Source organism: Pseudoclavibacter caeni, from assembly GCF_008831125.1.
GTDB lineage: Bacteria > Actinomycetota > Actinomycetes > Actinomycetales > Microbacteriaceae > Pseudoclavibacter_A > Pseudoclavibacter_A caeni.
This window is the reverse complement of sequence record NZ_WBKA01000001.1, coordinates 263,637-281,787: the sequence shown is the minus strand read 5'-3', so window position 1 is coordinate 281,787 and position 18,151 is coordinate 263,637. Positions and strand designations below refer to the sequence as shown.

The window sequence follows — 18,151 nt, the reverse complement described above, 5'->3', positions numbered from 1 at the left end:
GTCCCCGCCGGACGGATCAGATGTCGTTCGGTCCGAACGTGGCCACCCCGTAGCGTGTCGCGATCGACGTGTTCCACGTGCCCGTGAACACCTGCTTCGCCGTGGTCGCGTCGACCGAGTGCTCGTTGCCCGCGTCGAACGAGGCCGATCCAGCCCCGCATCCACTTGAGATGATCGCGTCGGCCCATTGCTCGTATGCCTTGTCGGCGTCGAGCGAGGCCTGCAGCGCCGTGCGCAGCTGGACCATCATCCGGTCCCCGTCCTCGATCCTGTCGACCGGGGCCGAGCTGATCGCCGCGAGCAGATCCTGCCGGTTCTGCGTCACGGTGCGCAGTGTGGCGCGGGCCTGCGAGAACTGGCCGGTCCGGCAGCTGCTGAAGACGTCGACCGCCGGCTGCAGGGTGGTCCGGGCGGCCTTCGAGCGCTCGAGCACGTCGACGATGTACTGCACCTGGCTCTGCGCGCTGCCCGAGGGACGCTGGGCGCCGAAGGCCCCGGAGCTCGCGCTGGCGTCGTCCTGCCCACGCTGCCAGGCCGAGGTCAGGCCCGTCTGCACCCGTTCGGAGGCGCCGTCGACGACGACGCTGCCCGGGTTGGCGAAGAAGCAGACGGAGGCGCCGTCGACAGCGCCGCAGACGCCATGACCGTTCTCGTCGTCGCTGGCGTGCACGTCGGCGGCGGTGCGATCGTCCCCGCCGAAGCCCTGCAGGCGCAGCATCGTGGGCGTGCCGTCGCGGTCACCGCAGACGAGCACCCAATCGTCGCCTTCCACACCCCAGCCGAGCGGCGAGGCGCCGACCGGGCATGAGGGCACGGTCTCCGGCGCCTGGGCGGAGTCGCCGAATCCGCTGCGCCCGTTGCCGCTGAACCAGCCCGCGCTGGTGGCCCACACCGTGCCGTCGTCCTCCCTCGGCTGCCAGGTCACCGTCGAGTCCCGCCAGTCGGTGCACACGTCACCGTCGTCGAGGGCGCCGCAGAATCGCGTCCACCCGTCGTTGACGCTGATCTGGTCGCCGGTGTGCGTGGTGCCGTCCGGCAGCTGCAGCTGCACGACCTGATCCTTCCCCGAGTCGTCCGAGCACACGCTGATCCAGCCGTCCTGCCAGCGCGACCAGGAGAGCAGCACCCGGCCGTCCGAACAGGCGGGCACTCCGGCCTGCTCGCTGGTCGTGGTGGACGCGGCACGTCCCCCGCCATCGGTGCCGAGCATCGTCACGCTCGCGGCACCGCCGGTGGCGAGCACCGCTCCGCCGGTGATCAGCGGGCTGGCACCTGATCCCGGATGGAGCTGCCAGAGATCCGAGCCGTCCGTCGCGCTGACCCCGGTGAGCGTGCCCCCGTTGTCCGGGTCCCACACGGGCACGACCTGGTCGAGCCCGGTCGGCACCACGGCATGGGTGCCCTGGCGTGACCACCGTGTCTCACCAGTGGCGGTGTCCGTGGCTCGGAGGGTGAGCGCCTGATCCTGTGAGAGCCGCAGGCCCAGTCGCTGGCTGGGGGCAAAGGGCGCAGAGGCCCCGTCGGCATCGGCTGACGACTGGACGTTGCTCAGGGCGTTGACGGTGAGCGGCGAGGTGGTGCCCGTGTACCCGAGCGCGTCCTCACCGGTAAGCCAGACCTGCCCGGTCCCCGCCGCGCGCAGCTCACCCGAGCCGAGTGAGAAGACCCCGAAGTCCTCGCCGAGCTCCACGAGCAGCGAGTCGCCGGCCTGGTCCACCGTGACAGCGGCGTCATCGGCGCCCTGGTCACCCGGCTGGCCCGGGCGCTCGGCCTGCCAGGCGATCGACCCATCGGCGTGAACCTCGGCGAGCAGGTACCCTGAGCTGCCATCCGAGCCCTGGCCCGTCACGACGATCGCGTCCCGCGAGGCGTCGACGTGAACGCCCTCGAGCAGCAGGCTGGCGCCGTCCTGGCCAAGCACATCACCGGCAGACTGCTGCGAGCGCACCTCGCCGGTCTCCGCGTCCAGCAGCACCAGTGAGTCTCCAGTGACGCAGCCGAACACCTCGCCCACCTGGGTGAGGCCACAGCCACCGAGCGCGGACGCGCCGTCGGTGGGCCACTGGTGCGACCACCGGTAGTCGCCGGTGGCGCGATCGAGGGCGACGACGCCGTGCGTCGCGGAACGGTCGTCTTCGTCGTTGTCATCGAGCGAGGTCGTGTAGTCGAGCAGGACGACATCGTCGCCGACACCCATGGCCATGGCGTTGGGCAGCAAGGGGTCGTCAATGGTACCCGGGACGAATCCCGCCGCGTCGATGTCAGGCAGGTCTGCGACGTTGACCGTCCAGCGCTGCTGTGGCTCCGTGGTGTAGGGATCCTCGGCCATGGGCAGTGCCCCGATCGCCTTGGTCGCGTCCTGGGCGATCGCGCTGGTGGCCGCTCTGTTGCGTCCAGACAGTGGGATCACCCCGGTGAGCACGAGTGCGACCCCTGTCACCACGGCGGTCGCCGCGGCGCCGGCGCCGATCAGCAGCCCTCGATGGGCGTGGAACCAGCCGTCGCGTGCGACCCCGGCGACGCCCATCGGCATGGTCGTCGGGGTATCCGGCACACCCCCGTTCCAGCCGGGTGGCGTGGTCGGCGCACCCCACGCGCCGGGGGTCTGCTGGGCGAGACCGGGCTGGGGAGCCCCCGGCTGAGGCGGCGCCGACGCGGCGAACCCATCCCACGAGAGCTGCGTGCCCCACGAGGGCTGCGGGATGACCTCGGGAACACCGGACACTCCACCCGCCCCGGCTGTGGACACCTCGCCGGCGGAGATCCCTCCGGTGATCCCAGCCGCTGTGGTCCCGACGCTTGGTCCCCCTGTCGACGTCGGCGCGGCGGGCAGCTGACGGATCCACTCCTTGAGCGGCTCGTCGACCCCCGGGTTGGCGAGGATATCCTTCCGCACGTCGGGATGGTCCACGGCGATACGGGCGAGCACGTCGCGATCGGCTCCCGGATGCCCCGCATAAGCACGCAGCTGCTGCAGCTCGTCGCTGTTCATGCGCCCCCTCCTGCTCGTACGCTCGACACCGGTCGGCGTCGACATCTGTTCCATCGTAGATTGCGCACTGGCGGATCCCGATGGGGCGAGACCCCCATGGCGGTGTTGTTTCACGTGAAACACCACTGCGCGGATACCCATCGCGATGCTCCGCCCCATACCTCGGCCCGACTCGCACGCCGACCAAACCGGCTGCGAACGGCGGCGTCCACCACACCCGTGATGCAGCAGAGGGCTAGACTCCGTGTCCAATGAAGCAGCAGACCCTCTCACGCAACCTGCAGAACCGCCATCTGCAACTGATCGCCATCGGCGGAGCCATCGGCACCGGCCTGTTCATGGGCAGCGGCAAGACGATCCATCTGGCCGGCCCATCCATCCTGCTCGTCTACGCGATCATCGGCGCGATGCTCTTCTTTGTGATGCGCGCACTCGGCGAGCTGCTGCTGTCAAACCTGGACTACCGATCGTTCGCGGACTTCTCGGGTGACCTGCTGGGCCCGTGGGCGTCATTCTTCACCGGCTGGACCTACTGGCTGTGCTGGATCGTCACCGGCATCGCCGATGTGGTGGCGATCACCGGCTACGCGCAGTTCTGGTTCCCGGACATCCCACTGTGGGTGCCGGCGATCCTGCTCATCGCACTGCTGCTCGCACTGAACCTGCCGACGGTGCGCAACTTCGGCGAGCTGGAGTTCTGGTTCGCTCTGATTAAGATCATCGCGATCAGCGCACTGGTGATCGTCGGCATCATCATGCTCGTCACCCACTACCGCTCGCCGGACGGCACGGTCGCCTCCGTCTCACATCTGTGGGACGCCGGCGGTTTCTTCCCGACCGGCTTCACCGGCTTCGTGGCCGGGTTCCAGATCGCGGTGTTCGCCTTCGTCGGCATCGAGCTCGTCGGCACCGCGGCCGCAGAGACCGAGAACCCCGAGCGGACGCTGCCGCGGGCGATCGACTCGATCCCCTGGCGGATCATCCTCTTCTACCTCGGATCCCTGTTCGTGATCCTGACGGTGAGCCCGTGGAACACCATCGATCCCGCCCAGTCCCCGTTCGTGAACATGTTCACGATGGCAGGCCTCGGCATCGCCGCACACGTGGTCAACTTCGTGGTGCTCACCTCGGCGGCCTCCTCGGCCAACAGCGGCATCTACTCCACGTCGCGGATGGTCTACGGCCTCGCGACGCAGGGTGAGGCGCCGTACTGGCTGAGCGCGCTGAGCCGCCGCCAGGTACCGCAGAATGCCCTGTTCTTCTCGGTGACCTTCCTGCTCGCCGGCATCGTGCTCCTGTACGCCGGCGACTCGGTGATGAACGCCTTCACCCTGGTCACCACGATCTCATCCGTGCTGTTCCTCTTCATCTGGTCGATGATCCTCATCAGCTACCTCGTGTACCGGCACCGGCGTCCCGAGCTGCACGAGCGCTCACACTTCCGTCTGCCGGGCGGCCGGGTGAGCGTCGTGGTCGTGTTCGTGTTCTTCGCCTTCCTCATCTGGGCGCTCGCCCAGGCGGAGGACACCCGCGCGGCGCTCATCATCACGCCGATCTGGTTCGTGCTGCTCGGGATCATCTACGCCTTCATGCGGCCGAGCATCCGGCGCAACGCACGCGAGCTGGCCGCCGAGGGCGTGGACATCACCCCGCACACCGCGCCGGCCGACGCGCGCCTCGACGACGGACGCACGCATCCCGACGACTGACGGAGTCGGTTTCGCGCCCCGCTGGGCCGCGACGTAAGATCAGGAGCGGATTCAAGAGCCATTCAGCGGCGGCACCACGTCGCCGATCGGACGCAAAGGAGCTCACATGGCCGCTAAGAAGGCTGACCTGTCCAGCATCGAACTTCCCGAGGAGTTCGCCGGCATCGACGTGCAGAAGCTGCAGGATGTCAGCGACGCGCTGCAGAAGGCCGCCGACGCCGCGCTGCTGGCCGCCGAGGCGGGCACGGAGCCCTCACAGTGGCGCCGCCTGTCGGTGTCGACGCTGACGTCGACCATCTCGCGCACCGCGATCGAGACGATCATGCGCGTGACGAACATCCACCCGAGCACCCTGCGCGCCGTGCTCGCCGCCGCCGCCGCGATCAACGCCGAGCAGGTCGCTCACAGCGCAGACAACGCCGAGCAGCAGGTCAAGGACGCCGTCGCCGCCTCCGAGGCCGCGATCAAGCAGCTCGAGGCGGCCATCGCCCACCTCGACGAGATCATCGCCAAGTGATCCCCGGGCGGCCGTGATCGGCCGCCGTCGGGCCTCCGGGAACGACGCCCGGACGCGATCCGTCAGCTGACGGCGCGTCCGGGCGTCGTCGTGTCCGGGTCCTCCGCCTCCGGCTGCTCGGCCCACCAAGCACGCAGGCGCCGAGTAGCCTCCGCCTCGCCGACCGGCCCCTCGTCGAGGCGCAGGTCGAGCAGGAACTGGTACGCGCGCCCCACGACCGGCCCCGGGCTGATGTCGAGCACCCGCATGATCGCCCGCCCGTCGAGCTCGGGCCGCACCGCCGCGAGCTCCTCCTGCTCGGCCAGGTACTCGATGCGCCACTCCAGCTCGTCATACGCGGAGCGCAGCCGGGCGGCCTTGCGCCGGTTGCGCGTGGTCATGTCAGCTCGGGTGAGCCGGTGCAGGCGGTCGAGCAGCGGGCCGGCGTCGCGCACATATCGACGCACCGCCGCATCCGACCACTCGTGCTCGCCGTACCCGAAGAAGCGCATGTGCAGCTCGATCAGCCGTGAAACCTGCTTGATCACGCCCTTGTCGAACCGCAGCGCGCGCAGCCGCTTCGTGGCCATCCGCGCGCCGACCAGGTCGTGGTTGTGGAACGTGACGACGCCGCCGGGCTCGAGCCGCCGCGTCCGCGGCTTGCCGATGTCGTGCAGCAGCGCGGCCAAGCGCAGCACGAGATCCGGCCCGCCCTCGCCCTCAAGGTCGATCGCCTGCCGCAGCACGGTCAGCGAGTGCTCGTAGACGTCCTTGTGGTGATGGTGCTCGTCCATCTCGAGCCGCAGCGCGGGCAGCTCGGGCAGCACATGCTCGGCGACGCCGGTGTCGACGAGCAGGCGCAGACCGGCGACGGGGTCCGGGGCCATGAGCAGCTTGATCAGCTCGTCGCGCACCCGCTCCGCCGAGACCATCTCGATCGTGGCCGCACGCTGGCGGGCCGCCGCGAAGGTCTCGGGGTCGACGGTGAACCCGAGCTGGGCGACGAAACGGGCCAGCCGCATGATCCGCAGCGGGTCGTCCTCGAACGACACGGACGCCGGCCCGGGGGTGCGCAGCACGCCCGCGAGCAGATCGGCCACCCCGCCGAACGGGTCGACGAGCGTGCGCTCGGGCAGTCGCACGGCGATCGCGTTGACCGTGAAGTCCCGGCGCCGCAGGTCGTCCTCCAGGTTGTCGCCGAACGCCACGGTCGGCTTGCGCGTACGGTGGTCGTACGAGTCGGCCCGGTAGGTGGTCACCTCCACCTGCTCGCCGTCGACCCGGGCGCCGACCGTGCCGAACGCCCGGCCGATGTCCCAGTGCGCCGTCGACAGGGGGCGCAGCAGGGCGAGCGAGGCGTCCGGCGACGCGCTCGTGGTGAAGTCGAGATCGACCCCGGCGCGCCCCAGCAACGCGTCGCGCACGGATCCGCCCACGAGCGCGAGCTCCTGCCCGCCGGCGGCGAACGCCCGGCCCAGTCGCTGGATGGTCGGGGAGTCGAGCATCGCGTGCAGGGCACGCATGGCCTCGCGGATGTCGCTGGGAGAGTCTGTCATGGCCTGACAATCTTCCCACAGCCGGCGCCGGCCGGACGCCGCGAACCACCCCGGTAGAGTGGTGGCACCGATGCGAAGGATCCACATGCGCCCTGCCCTCTCCGGCCTGTCAGGCCGGCGTGGTGCCCGACGCATCCGCGCGGGCCTGGTCGCCCTGCTGCTCGCGGCGCCCTGGCCGCTCGCCGGGGCGGCCGCCGCGGACGTCGCGCCGGCCGCGCAGGCCGTCTCACCGGCCGTCACTGCGGCGTCGGCCGCCGCCCGCGTGTCGGCGCGCGACGTGCAGATCGCGCTGACGGACGTCCCCGACCACCTCGACGCCTCGACCGATCTCTCCCTGCACGCCACCGTGACCAACGCCTCCGCCGAGGCGCTGACCGGGGTGACCGTCGAGTTCTCCATCGGCGACCGGCTGATGACGACGACCGGGCAGATCCGCGACTGGTTCGACGCGAACGATGCGGCGCCCTCGCGCACCGTAACCATCGCGACTCGGATGATCGACCGGGTGGACCCCGGAGCGACGGCCACGCTCGACGTGACAGTGGCCGCGAAGCGCCTGCCGACCTGGAGCTTCACCGACGACCGCGGCGTGCTCGGCCTGGGCGCCAGGCTGACCTCCGCGGCCAGCGACACCGTCTGGCTGCCCTCCACGACCGCCTGGAACGTCACCGCCGACGAGCTGCGCCCGCTCGACCTGATCGCCCCCATCACCGGCCCCGCCGAGGCCGACCAGTTCTATGACGCCGACGAGCTACAGCGGATGGTCTCGGCCGGCGGCACGCTCAGCAGCCAGCTGGACGCACTGGATGGCCTCGACGTCGAGCTCGCCGTCGACCCGAAGATCGTCCACAGCATCGACGCGCTCGGCGACCGGGCCACGGCCGACATGCGCGCCTGGCTGCAGCGCCTGGACCGGTTCACCACCACGCCCCTGCTGTGGGGTGACGCGGACGCGAACGCCCTCGCCGCCGCGGGGGTGACCTCGATCGACGACGCGCTGCTCGGCGGGAACGCCGACGCAGACACGCCCCTCGTGCTGGGCTCCTGCGACCGCGGGCTCGGTCAGGCGGCGCGGGAGCTCCTCACCGGCGACCGGCCGATCGTCATCGCCACCGACGAGGTCGCCGACGACTCCGCCGACGTGCAGCTGCACCGCATCGGCGACACCCCCGTCATCGGCGCGAACCACAACCTCCAGAACGCCTTCCAGACCGCGCTGACCGACGCGGACACCACGTCGTCGACCTCGACCGCCCGGATCACGGCCATGGCCACCGCGCTCGGGCTCTCCACACAGTCGTTCAGCGGGGTGACGAGCGTGCTGCCCCGCAGCTGGTCGGAGCAGGCGCAGCTGCTCGGCGACGTCCTGCACTCCCTGGGCGGCACCGTGCGCCTGCAGTCCGGCGTGGACATCCTCGACAACGTCGCCGACGCCCCGCAGACGACCATCACCGCCGAACGGACGCAGGGCGCGGACGACGAGCTCGCCCCGCTGTCGGCCGTGGCCACGGCCCGTTCCGACGCGGAGCTGCTGGCCTCGATCTCCGCCGACCCGCAGCGGGTGCGCGACGGCTATCTGGAGCGGATCGGCTCGCTGTCCAGCCAGGGGCTCGAGCACGACGACGACTGGGCGAGCGCAGTGCAGGCGACCACGGACGACGCCACGACCCAGCTGGCGAAGGTCGCCATCACCTCCACCACGAACGTCACGCTCGTCAGCGGCAGCTCGCAGATCCCCGTGGCCGTGCGCAACGACACCAGCCAGCCGGTGACGGTGCAGGTGCGGGTCGCCCCGTCGAGCGGCCGCGTGGTCACCGACTCCCCCGTGCCGCTCACCATCGACGCGCACACCTCCGCGACCGCGCAGGTACCGGTGCGGGCGATCGCCAACGGCAGCGTCACCCTGAACATCAGCATCACCAACGACACAGGCGACCGGATCGGCGAGATCGTCGCCCGCCCCATGGACGTGCAGGCCCAGTGGGAGAGCATCGGCCTGGCGATCGCCACCGGGGCCGTGGCCCTGCTGTTCGGCTTCGGAGTGTTCCGCAGCGTGATGCGCGCCCACCGGGAGCGGCGCAGCCGGCTCGCGGGCGCCGCGCTGCCGGCCGGCACCGGACGCGGGCGTGCGCCCGCCGGCGAGCGCACGCCGCCGCCCCACGCCGACATCGAGCCAGCCGACGCGGCCGGGCAGGGAGCGGACGGCCGCGGGCCGGGCGCCGGAGAGGAGACGGACCGGTGAGCGCATCCTCGTCGTCGGTGGGACGCAGCTCGCTGATCATGGCGGCCGGCACCGCCGTCTCGCGCGTGCTCGGCTTCGTGCGGACGTTCCTCATCGCCGCCTCGATCGGCGTAAGCACGACCGCGTCGAACGCGTACATGACCGGCAACCAGATCCCCTCGCTGCTGTACCAGCTGACCGCCGGCGGCGTGCTCACGGCGGTGCTGGTGCCGCAGATCGTGCAGTCAACGCGGGATCCGGACGGCGGGCGCGGCTACATCAACCGGATCATGACCCTCGTGCTCACCGGGCTGCTCATCGTGACCGCGGTGCTCATGGTGGCCTCGCCCGTGATCACCCGGGCGTTCACGGGCGGCTGGTCGGGCGAGAACCTCGCCCTCGCGACGGCCTTCACCTACTGGTGCATGCCGCAGGTGCTCTTCTACGGCATGTACGCGCTGCTCGGCGGCATCTACAACGCCCGCCGCGTGTTCGGCCCGTACACCTGGGCGCCGGTGCTCAACAACGTGATCTCGATCGCCGGGTTCGTCGCGTTCATCGCGCTGTTCGGCGCCGATCCAGACGGCCACACGGCGGTGGCCGACTGGACGCCCGGGATGATCGCGACGCTCGGTCTGTCGGCGACGCTCGGCGTGGCCGCGCAGGCGCTGATCATGTTCGCCTGGTGGCATCGGTCTGACCTCCGCTATCGGCCGGACTTCCACTGGCGGCACACCGGGCTGCGTCCGACGTTCGTCGCCGCGGGGTGGATCCTCGGCATGGTCGTGCTGGACTGGGTGCACTCGTTCGTCAAGACGGTCGTCGCCAACTCCACCGAGCCCTACCGCACACCCGGTGACACCACGCTCATGGGGCTGACGAGCTTCGAGACGGCCAGCCTGCTGCAGCTGGTGCCGCACGGGATCATCGCCGTGTCGATCGCGACGGTGTACTTCACCCGTTTCAGCGAGCACGCCGCCGAGCATGACCGGCCCGCGCTCATCGCCGATCTCTCGGCGAGCCTGCGGCACACGGGCGCGGTCACGGTGTTCGCCGCGGCGCTGATGACCGTGGCCGCCCTGCCCATCGCCCGGGTGTTCTCCACCGACGACCTCGCCCAGACCGTCGCGTTCGGCCGGATGCTCACCGTGCTCATGCCGTTCCTCGTCGTCGTGAGCGCGAACCTGTTCGCGATCCGCGCGTTCTACGCGATGAACGACACCCGCACGCCGTTCCTCGTCGCGGCGGTGCGCATGGTACTCGTGCTGCCCCTGTACTGGGCGGCGACGCAGGCGGATCCACACTGGGTCGTCTTCGCCGAGGTGCTCGTCTCCAGCACGGCGATCACGTTCGACACCGTGGTCATGTTCGCCGTGCTGCGCCGTCGACTCGGCGGCATCGACGGCCACCGCATCCTGCGCGCACACGCCCGGATGACCGTCGCGGCCCTCGTCGCCGCCACCGCGGGCGTCACCGTCCTGTGGGCGCTGGGCGGGTTCACCGACGGGCTCGCCGTGTCGACGAGGCTCGCCGCGATCGCCACCTGCGTGGTGCTCGCCGCCGTGATGGGCGTCGTCTACCTGGTGATGACCCGCGTGCTGCATGTGGACGAGATGCGCACGCTGCTGCGTCCCCTCGTCGGGCTGGCCGGCCGGCTCCGGCGTCACTGACCACCCGTCGCGACGCCGCCGTCCCGGTGTCGCCGCGGGTCGCGCCGGGAATGCTCCCGCGGGTCGCCCTGTTGCACTCTCTGGCACCGCCGTCTCGAGATCCGTAGGCTTGAGGCGCACGCAGACCGCGCATCCCCGGCATCGAGCCGGCATGCGGCGACGAGAAGACACAGGAGATTCCATGACCGTCCAGGACGTCGTCATCATCGGCTCCGGCCCCGCGGGCTGGACCGCCGCGATCTACACTGCCCGCGCCGGGCTGCATCCGACGGTGATCGCGAGCTCGGTCGAGGCCGGCGGCGAGCTGATGAAGACGACCGAGGTGGAGAACTTCCCGGGCTTCCCCGAGGGGATCATGGGCCCCGACCTCATGGCCCGCATGCAGCAGCAGGCGGAGCGCTTCGGCGCCGAGGTCGTCTACGACGACGTCACCGGGGTCGACCTGCTCGGCGAGGTGAAGACCGTGCGCACGGGGCTGGGGAAGACCTTCGAGAGCCGCACCGTCATCCTCGCCACCGGGTCCGCCTACCGCCGGCTGGGGCTGGAGGACGAGGACCGCCTGAGCGGCCACGGCGTCTCCTGGTGTGCCACCTGCGACGGCTTCTTCTTCCGCGATCGCGTGATCGGCGTCGTCGGTGGCGGCGACTCAGCGCTCGAGGAGGCGACGTTCCTCAGCCGGTTCGCCTCGAAGGTGTACCTGATCCATCGGCGCGACGAGCTGCGCGCGTCGCGCATCATGCAGCAGCGCGCGCTGGCGGACGAGAAGATCGTCCCCGTCTGGAACAGCCAGGTCGTCGCCCTGAACGGCGACACCGCGCTGGAGTCGGTCGAGCTGGAGGACACGGTCACCGGCGAGCGCCGCACGCTCGAGCTGGAGGGGCTGTTCATCGCGATCGGCAACGACCCGCGCACCGATCTGTTCGCCGATCAGATCGACCTGACCGCGCAGGGCACCGTCGCCCTCGACGGGCGCAGCTCGCGCACGTCCGCGCCCGGGGTGTTCGCCTGCGGCGACGTGACCGACCCTTCGTACCGGCAGGCGATCACCGCGGCCGGGTCCGGCTGTGTGGCCGCCCTCGACGCCGAGCGGCATCTGGCCGCCCTCGCCGACGCGGCAGAGGCCGAGCCCTCGGCCGCCGCGAACGCCTGACCCCGCCGCGCATCACGACCTGACGGCCGCCCGGCCGCCGCAGACTGTAAGGAGCAGATCATGACCGTCATCAACGTCAACGAGTCGAACTTCACCCAGTTCGTCATCGACTCGCCCGTGCCCGTGCTCGTGGACTTCTGGGCCGAGTGGTGCGGCCCGTGCCGCATGATGGGCCCGGTGCTCGAGGAGTACGCGGCCGAGCACGAGGGCGACATCGTCATCGCAAAGCTCAACGTCGACCAGAACCCGGCCCTCGCCGGCCAGTACCGCATCACGTCGATCCCGGCGATGAAGCTGTTCAAGGGCGGCGAGGTCGTCAAGGAGGTCATCGGCGCCCGCCCGAAGGCCCAGCTCGAGCGGGATCTCGCCGGATTCGTCGGCTGACCGACCGGCACGCCGGGAGCCTCTGTCACCGGTTCGCCTCCGGGTCTATGCTGGGGGGAAACCTGACTGGAGGTACAACGGTGTCCGCTTCACAGTCCCCCGCGCAGACCGGCACGCAGCAGTCCATCCGCCTCGATCCGTGGCTCGATCGCTATGCCGATCGCACCGCGGGTCTCAGCGCATCGGAGGTGCGCGCCCTCTTCGCCGTGGCGAGCAGGCCCGAGGTCGTCTCCCTCGCCGGCGGCATGCCGTTCGTCTCCGCCCTGCCGCAGGAGATGCTGCAGGACGCGGCCCGCATCGCGACGACGACCCGGCGCGGCGAGGCCCTCCAGTACGGCTCCGGCCAGGGCATCCCCTACTTCCGCGAGCAGATCTGCGAGATCATGAGCCTCGAGGGCATCCACGCGCACCCGGACGATGTCGTGGTCACCACGGGGTCGCAGCAGGCGGTCGACCTGGTCTCCCAGATCTTCCTGAACCCGGGTGACGTGGTGCTCGCCGAGGGGCCGAGCTACGTCGGCTCGCTCGGCATCTTCCGTTCGTATCAGGCCGAGACCGTGCACGTGCCGATGGACGACGACGGACTCATCCCGCAGGCGCTGCGCGAGACGATCGCCCGCCTCGAGGCGGCGGGTCGGCCGATCAAGTTCCTGTACACGATCCCCGACTTCCACAACCCGGCGGGCGTGACGATGACGATGGAGCGCCGCCGCGAGGTGCTCGACATCTGCCATCGGCATCACATCCTCGTGCTCGAGGACAACCCCTACGGGCTGCTCTGGTTCGACCGGGTGCCGCCGGAGGCGATCCGCTCCCTCGACAGCGAGGGGGTCATCTACCTCGGCTCGTTCTCGAAGATCTTCGCCCCAGGCTTCCGCATCGGCTACGTGCTGGCCCCGCACGCCATCCGCGAGAAGATCGTGCTCGCCAACGAGTCGGCCGTGCTCTCGCCGACCACGTTCGGGCAGATCATGATCTCCGAGTACCTCGACCACAACGACTGGCGCGGGCAGATCGACACCTTCCGCGGCCTGTACCGGGATCGGCGGGACGCGATGATCAACGCGCTCGACGAGCAGCTGCCGACGCTGCCGAAGACGCATCCCAACGGCGGGTTCTACGTCTGGCTGGGCCTGCCCGAGGGGTTCGACTCCAAGGAGATGCTGCCGCTCGCCGTCCACGAGCTGGTCGCCTACACCCCCGGCACCGCGTTCTACGCGGACGGCACCGGTCAGGACCACATCCGCCTGTCGTTCTGCTACCCCACCCCCGAGGAGATCGGCGTGGGCATCCAGCGACTGGCGAAGGTCATCCACCGTGAGCAGGATCTGCTCGACACGTTCGGCACCTCCCCACGGCCTGCCGTCGACACGCAGCACGCGGTGTCGACCCCGCCGCCGGACACGCTCTGACCGCATCCATCCGGCGGTCGGCGCGTGGCCCACGCCGCCCGCAGAACCCGCGACCTCGAGAAAGCCAGGACATGACCGCATCATCCGAACCGCTGCACGTGCTCGTCCTCGCCGGGGGCATCTCGCACGAGCGGGACGTCTCGGTGCGCGGTGGCGCCCGTCTCGCCGAGGCGATCCGGCACGCGGGCGCCCAGGCGACCGTGCTGGAGCCGAACGCGACGCTGTTCGACGCGATCACGTCCGCGGCGCCCGACGTCATCTGGCCGGTGCTTCACGGGGCCAGCGGTGAGGACGGGGCCCTGCGCGACGTGCTGGAGCTGACCGGCATCCCCTACGTCGGCAGCGACCCGGAGGCCGCCCGGCTCGCCTGGGACAAGTCGACGGCGAAGACCCTCGCCCGACGGGCGGGTGTGGCGACCCCCGATGCCGCCGTGTTTCCCCGCGAGACGTTCAGCGAACTGGACGCGACGAGCGTGCTGGGCGCCCTGGCCGAGCGGCTGGGCCTGCCCCTGGTGCTCAAGCCCGTCAAGGGCGGCTCGGCCCAGGGCGTCTCGATCATCACCGAGCTCGACGCCCTGCCGCGCGCGCTCGTCGACGCCTACAGCTACTCCGACGGGCTCGTCGTCGAGCGGCACATCGAAGGCACCGAGGTCGCTGTCACGATCGTGGACACGGGCGACGGACCGCAGGCGCTGCCGATCGTGGAGATCAGCCCGGTGCGCGGCCGCTACACGTACGAGGCGCGGTACACCGCCGGCGAGACCGACTTCTACGTGCCGGCCCGGCTGGCGGACGACATGGCCGCCTCCGTCGCTCAGGCCGCGGTGACCGTGCATCAGACGCTCGGGATGCGAGAGTTCAGCCGCATCGACTTCATCGTCGACGCGGAGGGCGTGCCCTGGTTCATCGACGCGAACGTCATGCCCGGCGTGACGGAGACATCCCTCGCCCCGCTCGCGATCCACGGCACCGGCCGTGACGAGGGCGAGGTCTACCTGGACATCGCCCGCGCCGCGATCGCCCGAGGCTGATCCGCCCCGCCTCCGCATCACCGCCGCGGCTCGCGCCGCGGGAGCCCCCACCACATCCCAGGGTGCGCTGTTCACCGCACGCCGCCGGCTCCACCATGCTGGCGGCATCCACCACGCCGGCGGCGCTGACGCATCCCGTCAGGGCACTCGTCAGTGCTCGCCGAACCCCTTGACACCCATCAGGCCGACGATGCGGTTGAGGTCGGCGACCGTGGCGAAGTCGATCGTGATCGACCCCTTCCGCTTCGACAGCCGCACCCGCACGCTCGTGTCGAGCCGCTCCTCGATGCGCTCCTCGACCTCGTGCAGCTGCTCCTGCACCCGCCCGGCGCGCGCCTGCGCGTGACGCTGCCGCTGGGGCTGCGCGGCGAGCCGCTCGGTCTCGCGCACGCTCAGCCCCTCACGCACGACGCGATCGGCCAGCCGGTCGAGGTCGTGCGTCTTCGCCACCGCGAGCAGGGCGCGGGCGTGTCCGGCGGTGAGCACCCCGGCGGCGACCTTGCGCTGCACGCCCTCCGGCAGCTTCAGCAGACGCAGGGTGTTCGCCACCTGCGGACGCGAACGGCCGATCCGCTCGGCGAGCTGCTCCTGCGTGATGCCGAAATCCTGCATGAGCTGCTGGTAGGCGCTCGCCTCCTCCAGCGGGTTGAGGTTCGCCCGGTGCAGATTCTCGAGCAGCGCGTCGCGGAGCATGTCCTCATCGGCCGTGTCGCGGATGAGCGCGGGGATGCGATCGAGCCGGGCCGCCTTCGCGGCGCGCAGGCGCCGCTCGCCCATGATGAGCTCGTATCCGCCGGCCTCGCGGCGACGCACCACGATCGGCTGCAGCACCCCGAACTCGCGCACCGAGTGGGTGAGCTCGTCGAGCGCCGCCTGATCGAACTCATGGCGCGGCTGCACGGGGTTCGGCACGATCTCGGCGGGGTCGAGCTCGACGAGGGTGAGCCCCGGCACCTCGGCGAGCTCCGACTGTGCGGCCGCGACGTCAGCACCCGCCTCCGCCACCGCCGTCATGCGCTCACCGGCGGCGCCCGACGCAGCGGGACGCGCCGCGCCGCTCCTGCGCCCGACGGCCGGTGTCGTGGACGCCTGACCCGCCACATCCTGCGTCGGCGCGGCCGCCTCGGCAGGCCTCACCCGTCGAGTCGACCGGCGGAAGCGGCCCTCCGGATCCCGGTGTGCGGCCGCCATCTCGCGCGCGGCGCGGGCCGCGGAGCGGCTCGGCCGGGCGTCGTCGGCTTCGGCGTCGGCACCGGCGAAGAACACGTCCACCGGTCGCCGTCCGGCGCGCGCGGGCGCCGTCGAGTCCGTGCCGGACCCAGTCGGCTGCGCGTCCGTCGGCTGTGCATCCGCCTGTGCGTCCGCGGCCTCCCGCTCGCGCTCGATGCGATCGGCCCGGGTCGGGATCAGCGAGCTGATCCCCCGGCCGAGGCCACCTCGTCTACCGGACATGCTGCTCCTCTCGCAGGCTGAGCTCGGACGCCGCCTCCATGTAACTGAGCGCGCCCTTGCCGCCGGGGTCGTACGCGATGACGCTCTGCCCGTAGCTCGGCGCCTCGGAGATCCGCACGGTGCGCGGGATCATGGTCTGGAGCGTCTCGCGGCCGAAGTGCTCGCGCACCTCGCGGGCGACCTCCTCGGACAGCCTGGTGCGTCCGTCGTACATCGTCAGCAGGATCGCGCTCAGCCGCAGGTCGGGATTGAGCTCGTCGTTGACGAGCAGGATGTTCTTCAGCAGCTGGCTGAGCCCCTCGAGTGCGTAGTACTCACACTGGATCGGGATGAGCACCTCCTGCGCGGCGACGAACGCGTTGACCGTGAGCAGACCGAGACTCGGCGGGCAGTCGATGAGCACGAAGTCGATGCGATCGTCGCGCTCGTCCTGCAGCAGCCGGTCGATCGCCTGCCACAACCGATACTCGCGCGAGGGCAGCGTGACGAGCTCGATCTCGGCGCCGGCCAGATCGATGCTCGATGGCGCGCACAGCAGCCTGGGGTCCTCCCCGCTCGGCACGATGACCTGGTCGAGGGTGTGCTCGCCGATGAGCACCTCGTAGATGCCCGGGCCCCCTTCGCGGATGTTCACACCCAGCGCGCTGGAGGCGTTGCCCTGCGGGTCGAGATCGATGACGAGCACGCGCATCCCGCCGCGGGCGAGCGCGGCGCCGAGATTCACAGCGGTGGTCGTCTTGCCGACGCCGCCCTTCTGGTTCGTGACGCTGATCACCCGCGTGTGCTCGGGGCGCCGGAACTCGAGGCTCTCGGCCGCTTTGCGCCGCTCGGAGAGCCGCGCCAGCTCACGTGCCAGCGGGGTCGAGTCGTCGAATTCCACGCGAACGTCACCCTCACTCGTCGTCTTGGATCGCCAGCGTCGGTCGACGCCTGACCTCAGTGTAGTGCGACCCGCCGACGCGTCGACGGCCGGATGCGCCGCCGGACACCGACCCCGCGAGATCGCGACCGAGCGGCGATGTTTCACGTGAAACACCGGGCGGCGAGGTCGTCGGAGCGCTGCTGCCGACACTGTTCCATCAGGGGCGAAGCCTTTCCAAGGCGACATCCCGAGCGGGCGGCCGTGCAGCCGACGACTCAACAGCCGCTTGGCTCAGTAACCGCCCTCGACCGCGCCGTCGAGCTCGGTCTGGTCGCCCTCGACGGTGCCATCCGGAGTCATGCCCACCGGCGCCTGTCGCGGCCAGCCCAGGCCGACCGGAGTGGTCCGCTCGCCGGGCAGCGGCTCCTGTTGCTCCGGGGCCAGTCCACCGAGCCCGTCGGCGACCTCGCCGGAGACCTCCGGCACCGTCCGATCGCGTCCCTGCACCACCGTGACCTCCGTTCCCGCGGCTCCGATCACCGCTCCTCCGCCGGCACCCGCGCCGTCACCACCGTGGTCGGCTCCGCGAGCCAGCCCTCGCCGAGACGGCGCACCCGGACGTCCTGCAGCCGGTGCCGCCGGATCGCCTTGGCCGCCGCCTCGATCTCGCGCTCGGCGGAGCGGCCCTTCATCAGCACGAGCTCGCCGCCGGGCCGCAGCAGCGGCGCCGTCCAGCCGATGAGCGTCTTGAGCGCGCTGACCGCCCGGGCCGTTACCACATCGACGAGGATCTCGTCGGCCACGTCCTGGGCCCGGGCGCGCACCACGCGGACGTTGTCAAGACCGAGCCGGGCGCTCTCGTCCTCGAGCCAGGCGCAGCGCCGCTCCATCGGCTCGATGAGCGTGAACTCCGCCCGGGGCATGACGCAGGCGAGGACGAGGCCGGGCAGTCCCGCCCCGCTGCCCACGTCGGCCACGCGGGCGTCCGGGGCGATCGCCTCGCTCACCACGGCGCAGTTGAGCAGATGCCGCGTCCACAGCCGCTCGTACTCCCGGGGGCCGAGCAGTCCCAGCCGCTCGCCATGCTCGTGCAGATCCTCGGCCAGCCGGACGAGGCGGTCACGGGCGGCGCCGAAACGCTCGCGCACCACCGCGGGCTCCGGTTCGAGCGGCCCGACCGCGTTCGCCGGCCGTCGCGGCGACTCCTCGGCCATGG

General features: G+C 71.0%; 14 protein-coding genes. 8 read left to right on the top strand and 6 right to left on the bottom strand.

From position 1 onward, the window contains the following. Positions 1-16: 16 nt before the first annotated feature. Positions 17-2,992 carry a variant leucine-rich repeat-containing protein gene (locus tag F8O02_RS01330; RefSeq protein ID WP_158035376.1) on the bottom strand — a complete coding sequence of 992 codons (2,976 nt, stop codon included), beginning with the start codon at positions 2,990-2,992 and terminating at the stop codon, positions 17-19. A 251-nt stretch (positions 2,993-3,243) separates the two neighbouring features. Between F8O02_RS01330 and F8O02_RS01325 the strand changes: the two genes are divergently transcribed. Beyond that, the gene (locus tag F8O02_RS01325; protein ID WP_158035375.1) at positions 3,244-4,701 is read left to right on the top strand and encodes an amino acid permease; all 1,458 of its coding nucleotides are present in this window, start codon (positions 3,244-3,246) and stop codon (positions 4,699-4,701) included. A 106-nt stretch (positions 4,702-4,807) separates the two neighbouring features. After that, positions 4,808-5,218: a hypothetical protein gene (locus tag F8O02_RS01320; protein ID WP_158035374.1), complete on the top strand. Its 411-nt coding sequence runs from the start codon at positions 4,808-4,810 to the stop codon at positions 5,216-5,218. Positions 5,219-5,280: 62 nt separating this feature from the next. On the opposite strand, the gene F8O02_RS01315 is transcribed toward F8O02_RS01320, so the two are convergent. Then, positions 5,281-6,753: a CCA tRNA nucleotidyltransferase gene (locus F8O02_RS01315; RefSeq protein ID WP_158035373.1), complete on the bottom strand. Its 1,473-nt coding sequence runs from the start codon at positions 6,751-6,753 to the stop codon at positions 5,281-5,283. 85 nt (positions 6,754-6,838) lie between these two features. Between F8O02_RS01315 and F8O02_RS01310 the strand changes: the two genes are divergently transcribed. From F8O02_RS01310 to F8O02_RS01285, 6 genes are all read left to right on the top strand, one after another. Further along, positions 6,839-8,995: a DUF6049 family protein gene (locus F8O02_RS01310; protein WP_158035372.1), complete on the top strand. Its 2,157-nt coding sequence runs from the start codon at positions 6,839-6,841 to the stop codon at positions 8,993-8,995. Continuing rightward, on the top strand, positions 8,992-10,644 hold the full coding sequence (gene murJ / locus F8O02_RS01305) for a murein biosynthesis integral membrane protein MurJ (protein WP_158035371.1): 1,653 nt from the start codon (positions 8,992-8,994) through the stop codon (positions 10,642-10,644). The genes F8O02_RS01310 and murJ overlap by 4 nt, the downstream gene beginning before the upstream one ends. Positions 10,645-10,825: 181 nt before the next feature. Further along, positions 10,826-11,794: a thioredoxin-disulfide reductase gene (gene trxB, locus F8O02_RS01300; protein WP_158035370.1), complete on the top strand. Its 969-nt coding sequence runs from the start codon at positions 10,826-10,828 to the stop codon at positions 11,792-11,794. A 60-nt stretch (positions 11,795-11,854) separates the two neighbouring features. After that, the gene (gene trxA, locus F8O02_RS01295; RefSeq protein ID WP_158035369.1) at positions 11,855-12,178 is read left to right on the top strand and encodes a thioredoxin; all 324 of its coding nucleotides are present in this window, start codon (positions 11,855-11,857) and stop codon (positions 12,176-12,178) included. 47 nt (positions 12,179-12,225) lie between these two features. Continuing rightward, positions 12,226-13,590 (top strand): aminotransferase-like domain-containing protein, encoded by a 1,365-nt coding sequence (locus tag F8O02_RS01290; RefSeq protein WP_158035368.1) that lies wholly within the window; start codon positions 12,226-12,228, stop codon positions 13,588-13,590. 71 nt (positions 13,591-13,661) lie between these two features. After that, entirely contained in the window at positions 13,662-14,621 is a 960-nt protein-coding gene (locus F8O02_RS01285; protein ID WP_158035367.1) for a D-alanine--D-alanine ligase family protein, read from the top strand. Between the two features lie 150 nt (positions 14,622-14,771). On the opposite strand, the gene F8O02_RS01280 is transcribed toward F8O02_RS01285, so the two are convergent. The 4 genes from F8O02_RS01280 to rsmG form a co-directional block, all read right to left on the bottom strand. Further along, positions 14,772-16,073: a ParB/RepB/Spo0J family partition protein gene (locus tag F8O02_RS01280; protein ID WP_158035366.1), complete on the bottom strand. Its 1,302-nt coding sequence runs from the start codon at positions 16,071-16,073 to the stop codon at positions 14,772-14,774. Then, positions 16,063-16,953, bottom strand: coding sequence for a ParA family protein (locus F8O02_RS01275; protein WP_318655761.1), 891 nt, complete (start codon positions 16,951-16,953; stop codon positions 16,063-16,065). Before F8O02_RS01275 ends, F8O02_RS01280 begins: the two co-directional genes overlap by 11 nt. 273 nt (positions 16,954-17,226) lie before the next feature. Further along, entirely contained in the window at positions 17,227-17,445 is a 219-nt protein-coding gene (locus F8O02_RS01270) for a hypothetical protein (RefSeq protein WP_158035365.1), read from the bottom strand. Between the two features lie 26 nt (positions 17,446-17,471). After that, positions 17,472-18,149 carry a 16S rRNA (guanine(527)-N(7))-methyltransferase RsmG gene (gene rsmG, locus F8O02_RS01265; RefSeq protein ID WP_158035364.1) on the bottom strand — a complete coding sequence of 226 codons (678 nt, stop codon included), beginning with the start codon at positions 18,147-18,149 and terminating at the stop codon, positions 17,472-17,474. Positions 18,150-18,151 lie beyond the last annotated feature (2 nt).

What these genes read in the sequence shown, in the direction of transcription:
- F8O02_RS01290 (WP_158035368.1), top strand. Translation starts at nt 12,226, where the DNA reads ATGCTGGGGGGAAACCTGACTGGAGGTACAACGGTGTCCGCTTCACAG.
- F8O02_RS01285 (WP_158035367.1), top strand. Translation starts at nt 13,662, where the DNA reads ATGACCGCATCATCCGAACCGCTGCACGTGCTCGTCCTCGCCGGGGGC.
- F8O02_RS01320 (WP_158035374.1), top strand. Translation starts at nt 4,808, where the DNA reads ATGGCCGCTAAGAAGGCTGACCTGTCCAGCATCGAACTTCCCGAGGAG.
- F8O02_RS01310 (WP_158035372.1), top strand. Translation starts at nt 6,839, where the DNA reads ATGCGCCCTGCCCTCTCCGGCCTGTCAGGCCGGCGTGGTGCCCGACGC.
- trxA (WP_158035369.1), top strand. Translation starts at nt 11,855, where the DNA reads ATGACCGTCATCAACGTCAACGAGTCGAACTTCACCCAGTTCGTCATC.
- F8O02_RS01315 (WP_158035373.1), bottom strand. Translation starts at nt 6,753, where the DNA reads ATGACAGACTCTCCCAGCGACATCCGCGAGGCCATGCGTGCCCTGCAC.
- rsmG (WP_158035364.1), bottom strand. Translation starts at nt 18,149, where the DNA reads ATGGCCGAGGAGTCGCCGCGACGGCCGGCGAACGCGGTCGGGCCGCTC.
- F8O02_RS01330 (WP_158035376.1), bottom strand. Translation starts at nt 2,992, where the DNA reads ATGAACAGCGACGAGCTGCAGCAGCTGCGTGCTTATGCGGGGCATCCG.
- F8O02_RS01325 (WP_158035375.1), top strand. Translation starts at nt 3,244, where the DNA reads ATGAAGCAGCAGACCCTCTCACGCAACCTGCAGAACCGCCATCTGCAA.
- F8O02_RS01280 (WP_158035366.1), bottom strand. Translation starts at nt 16,073, where the DNA reads ATGTCCGGTAGACGAGGTGGCCTCGGCCGGGGGATCAGCTCGCTGATC.
- trxB (WP_158035370.1), top strand. Translation starts at nt 10,826, where the DNA reads ATGACCGTCCAGGACGTCGTCATCATCGGCTCCGGCCCCGCGGGCTGG.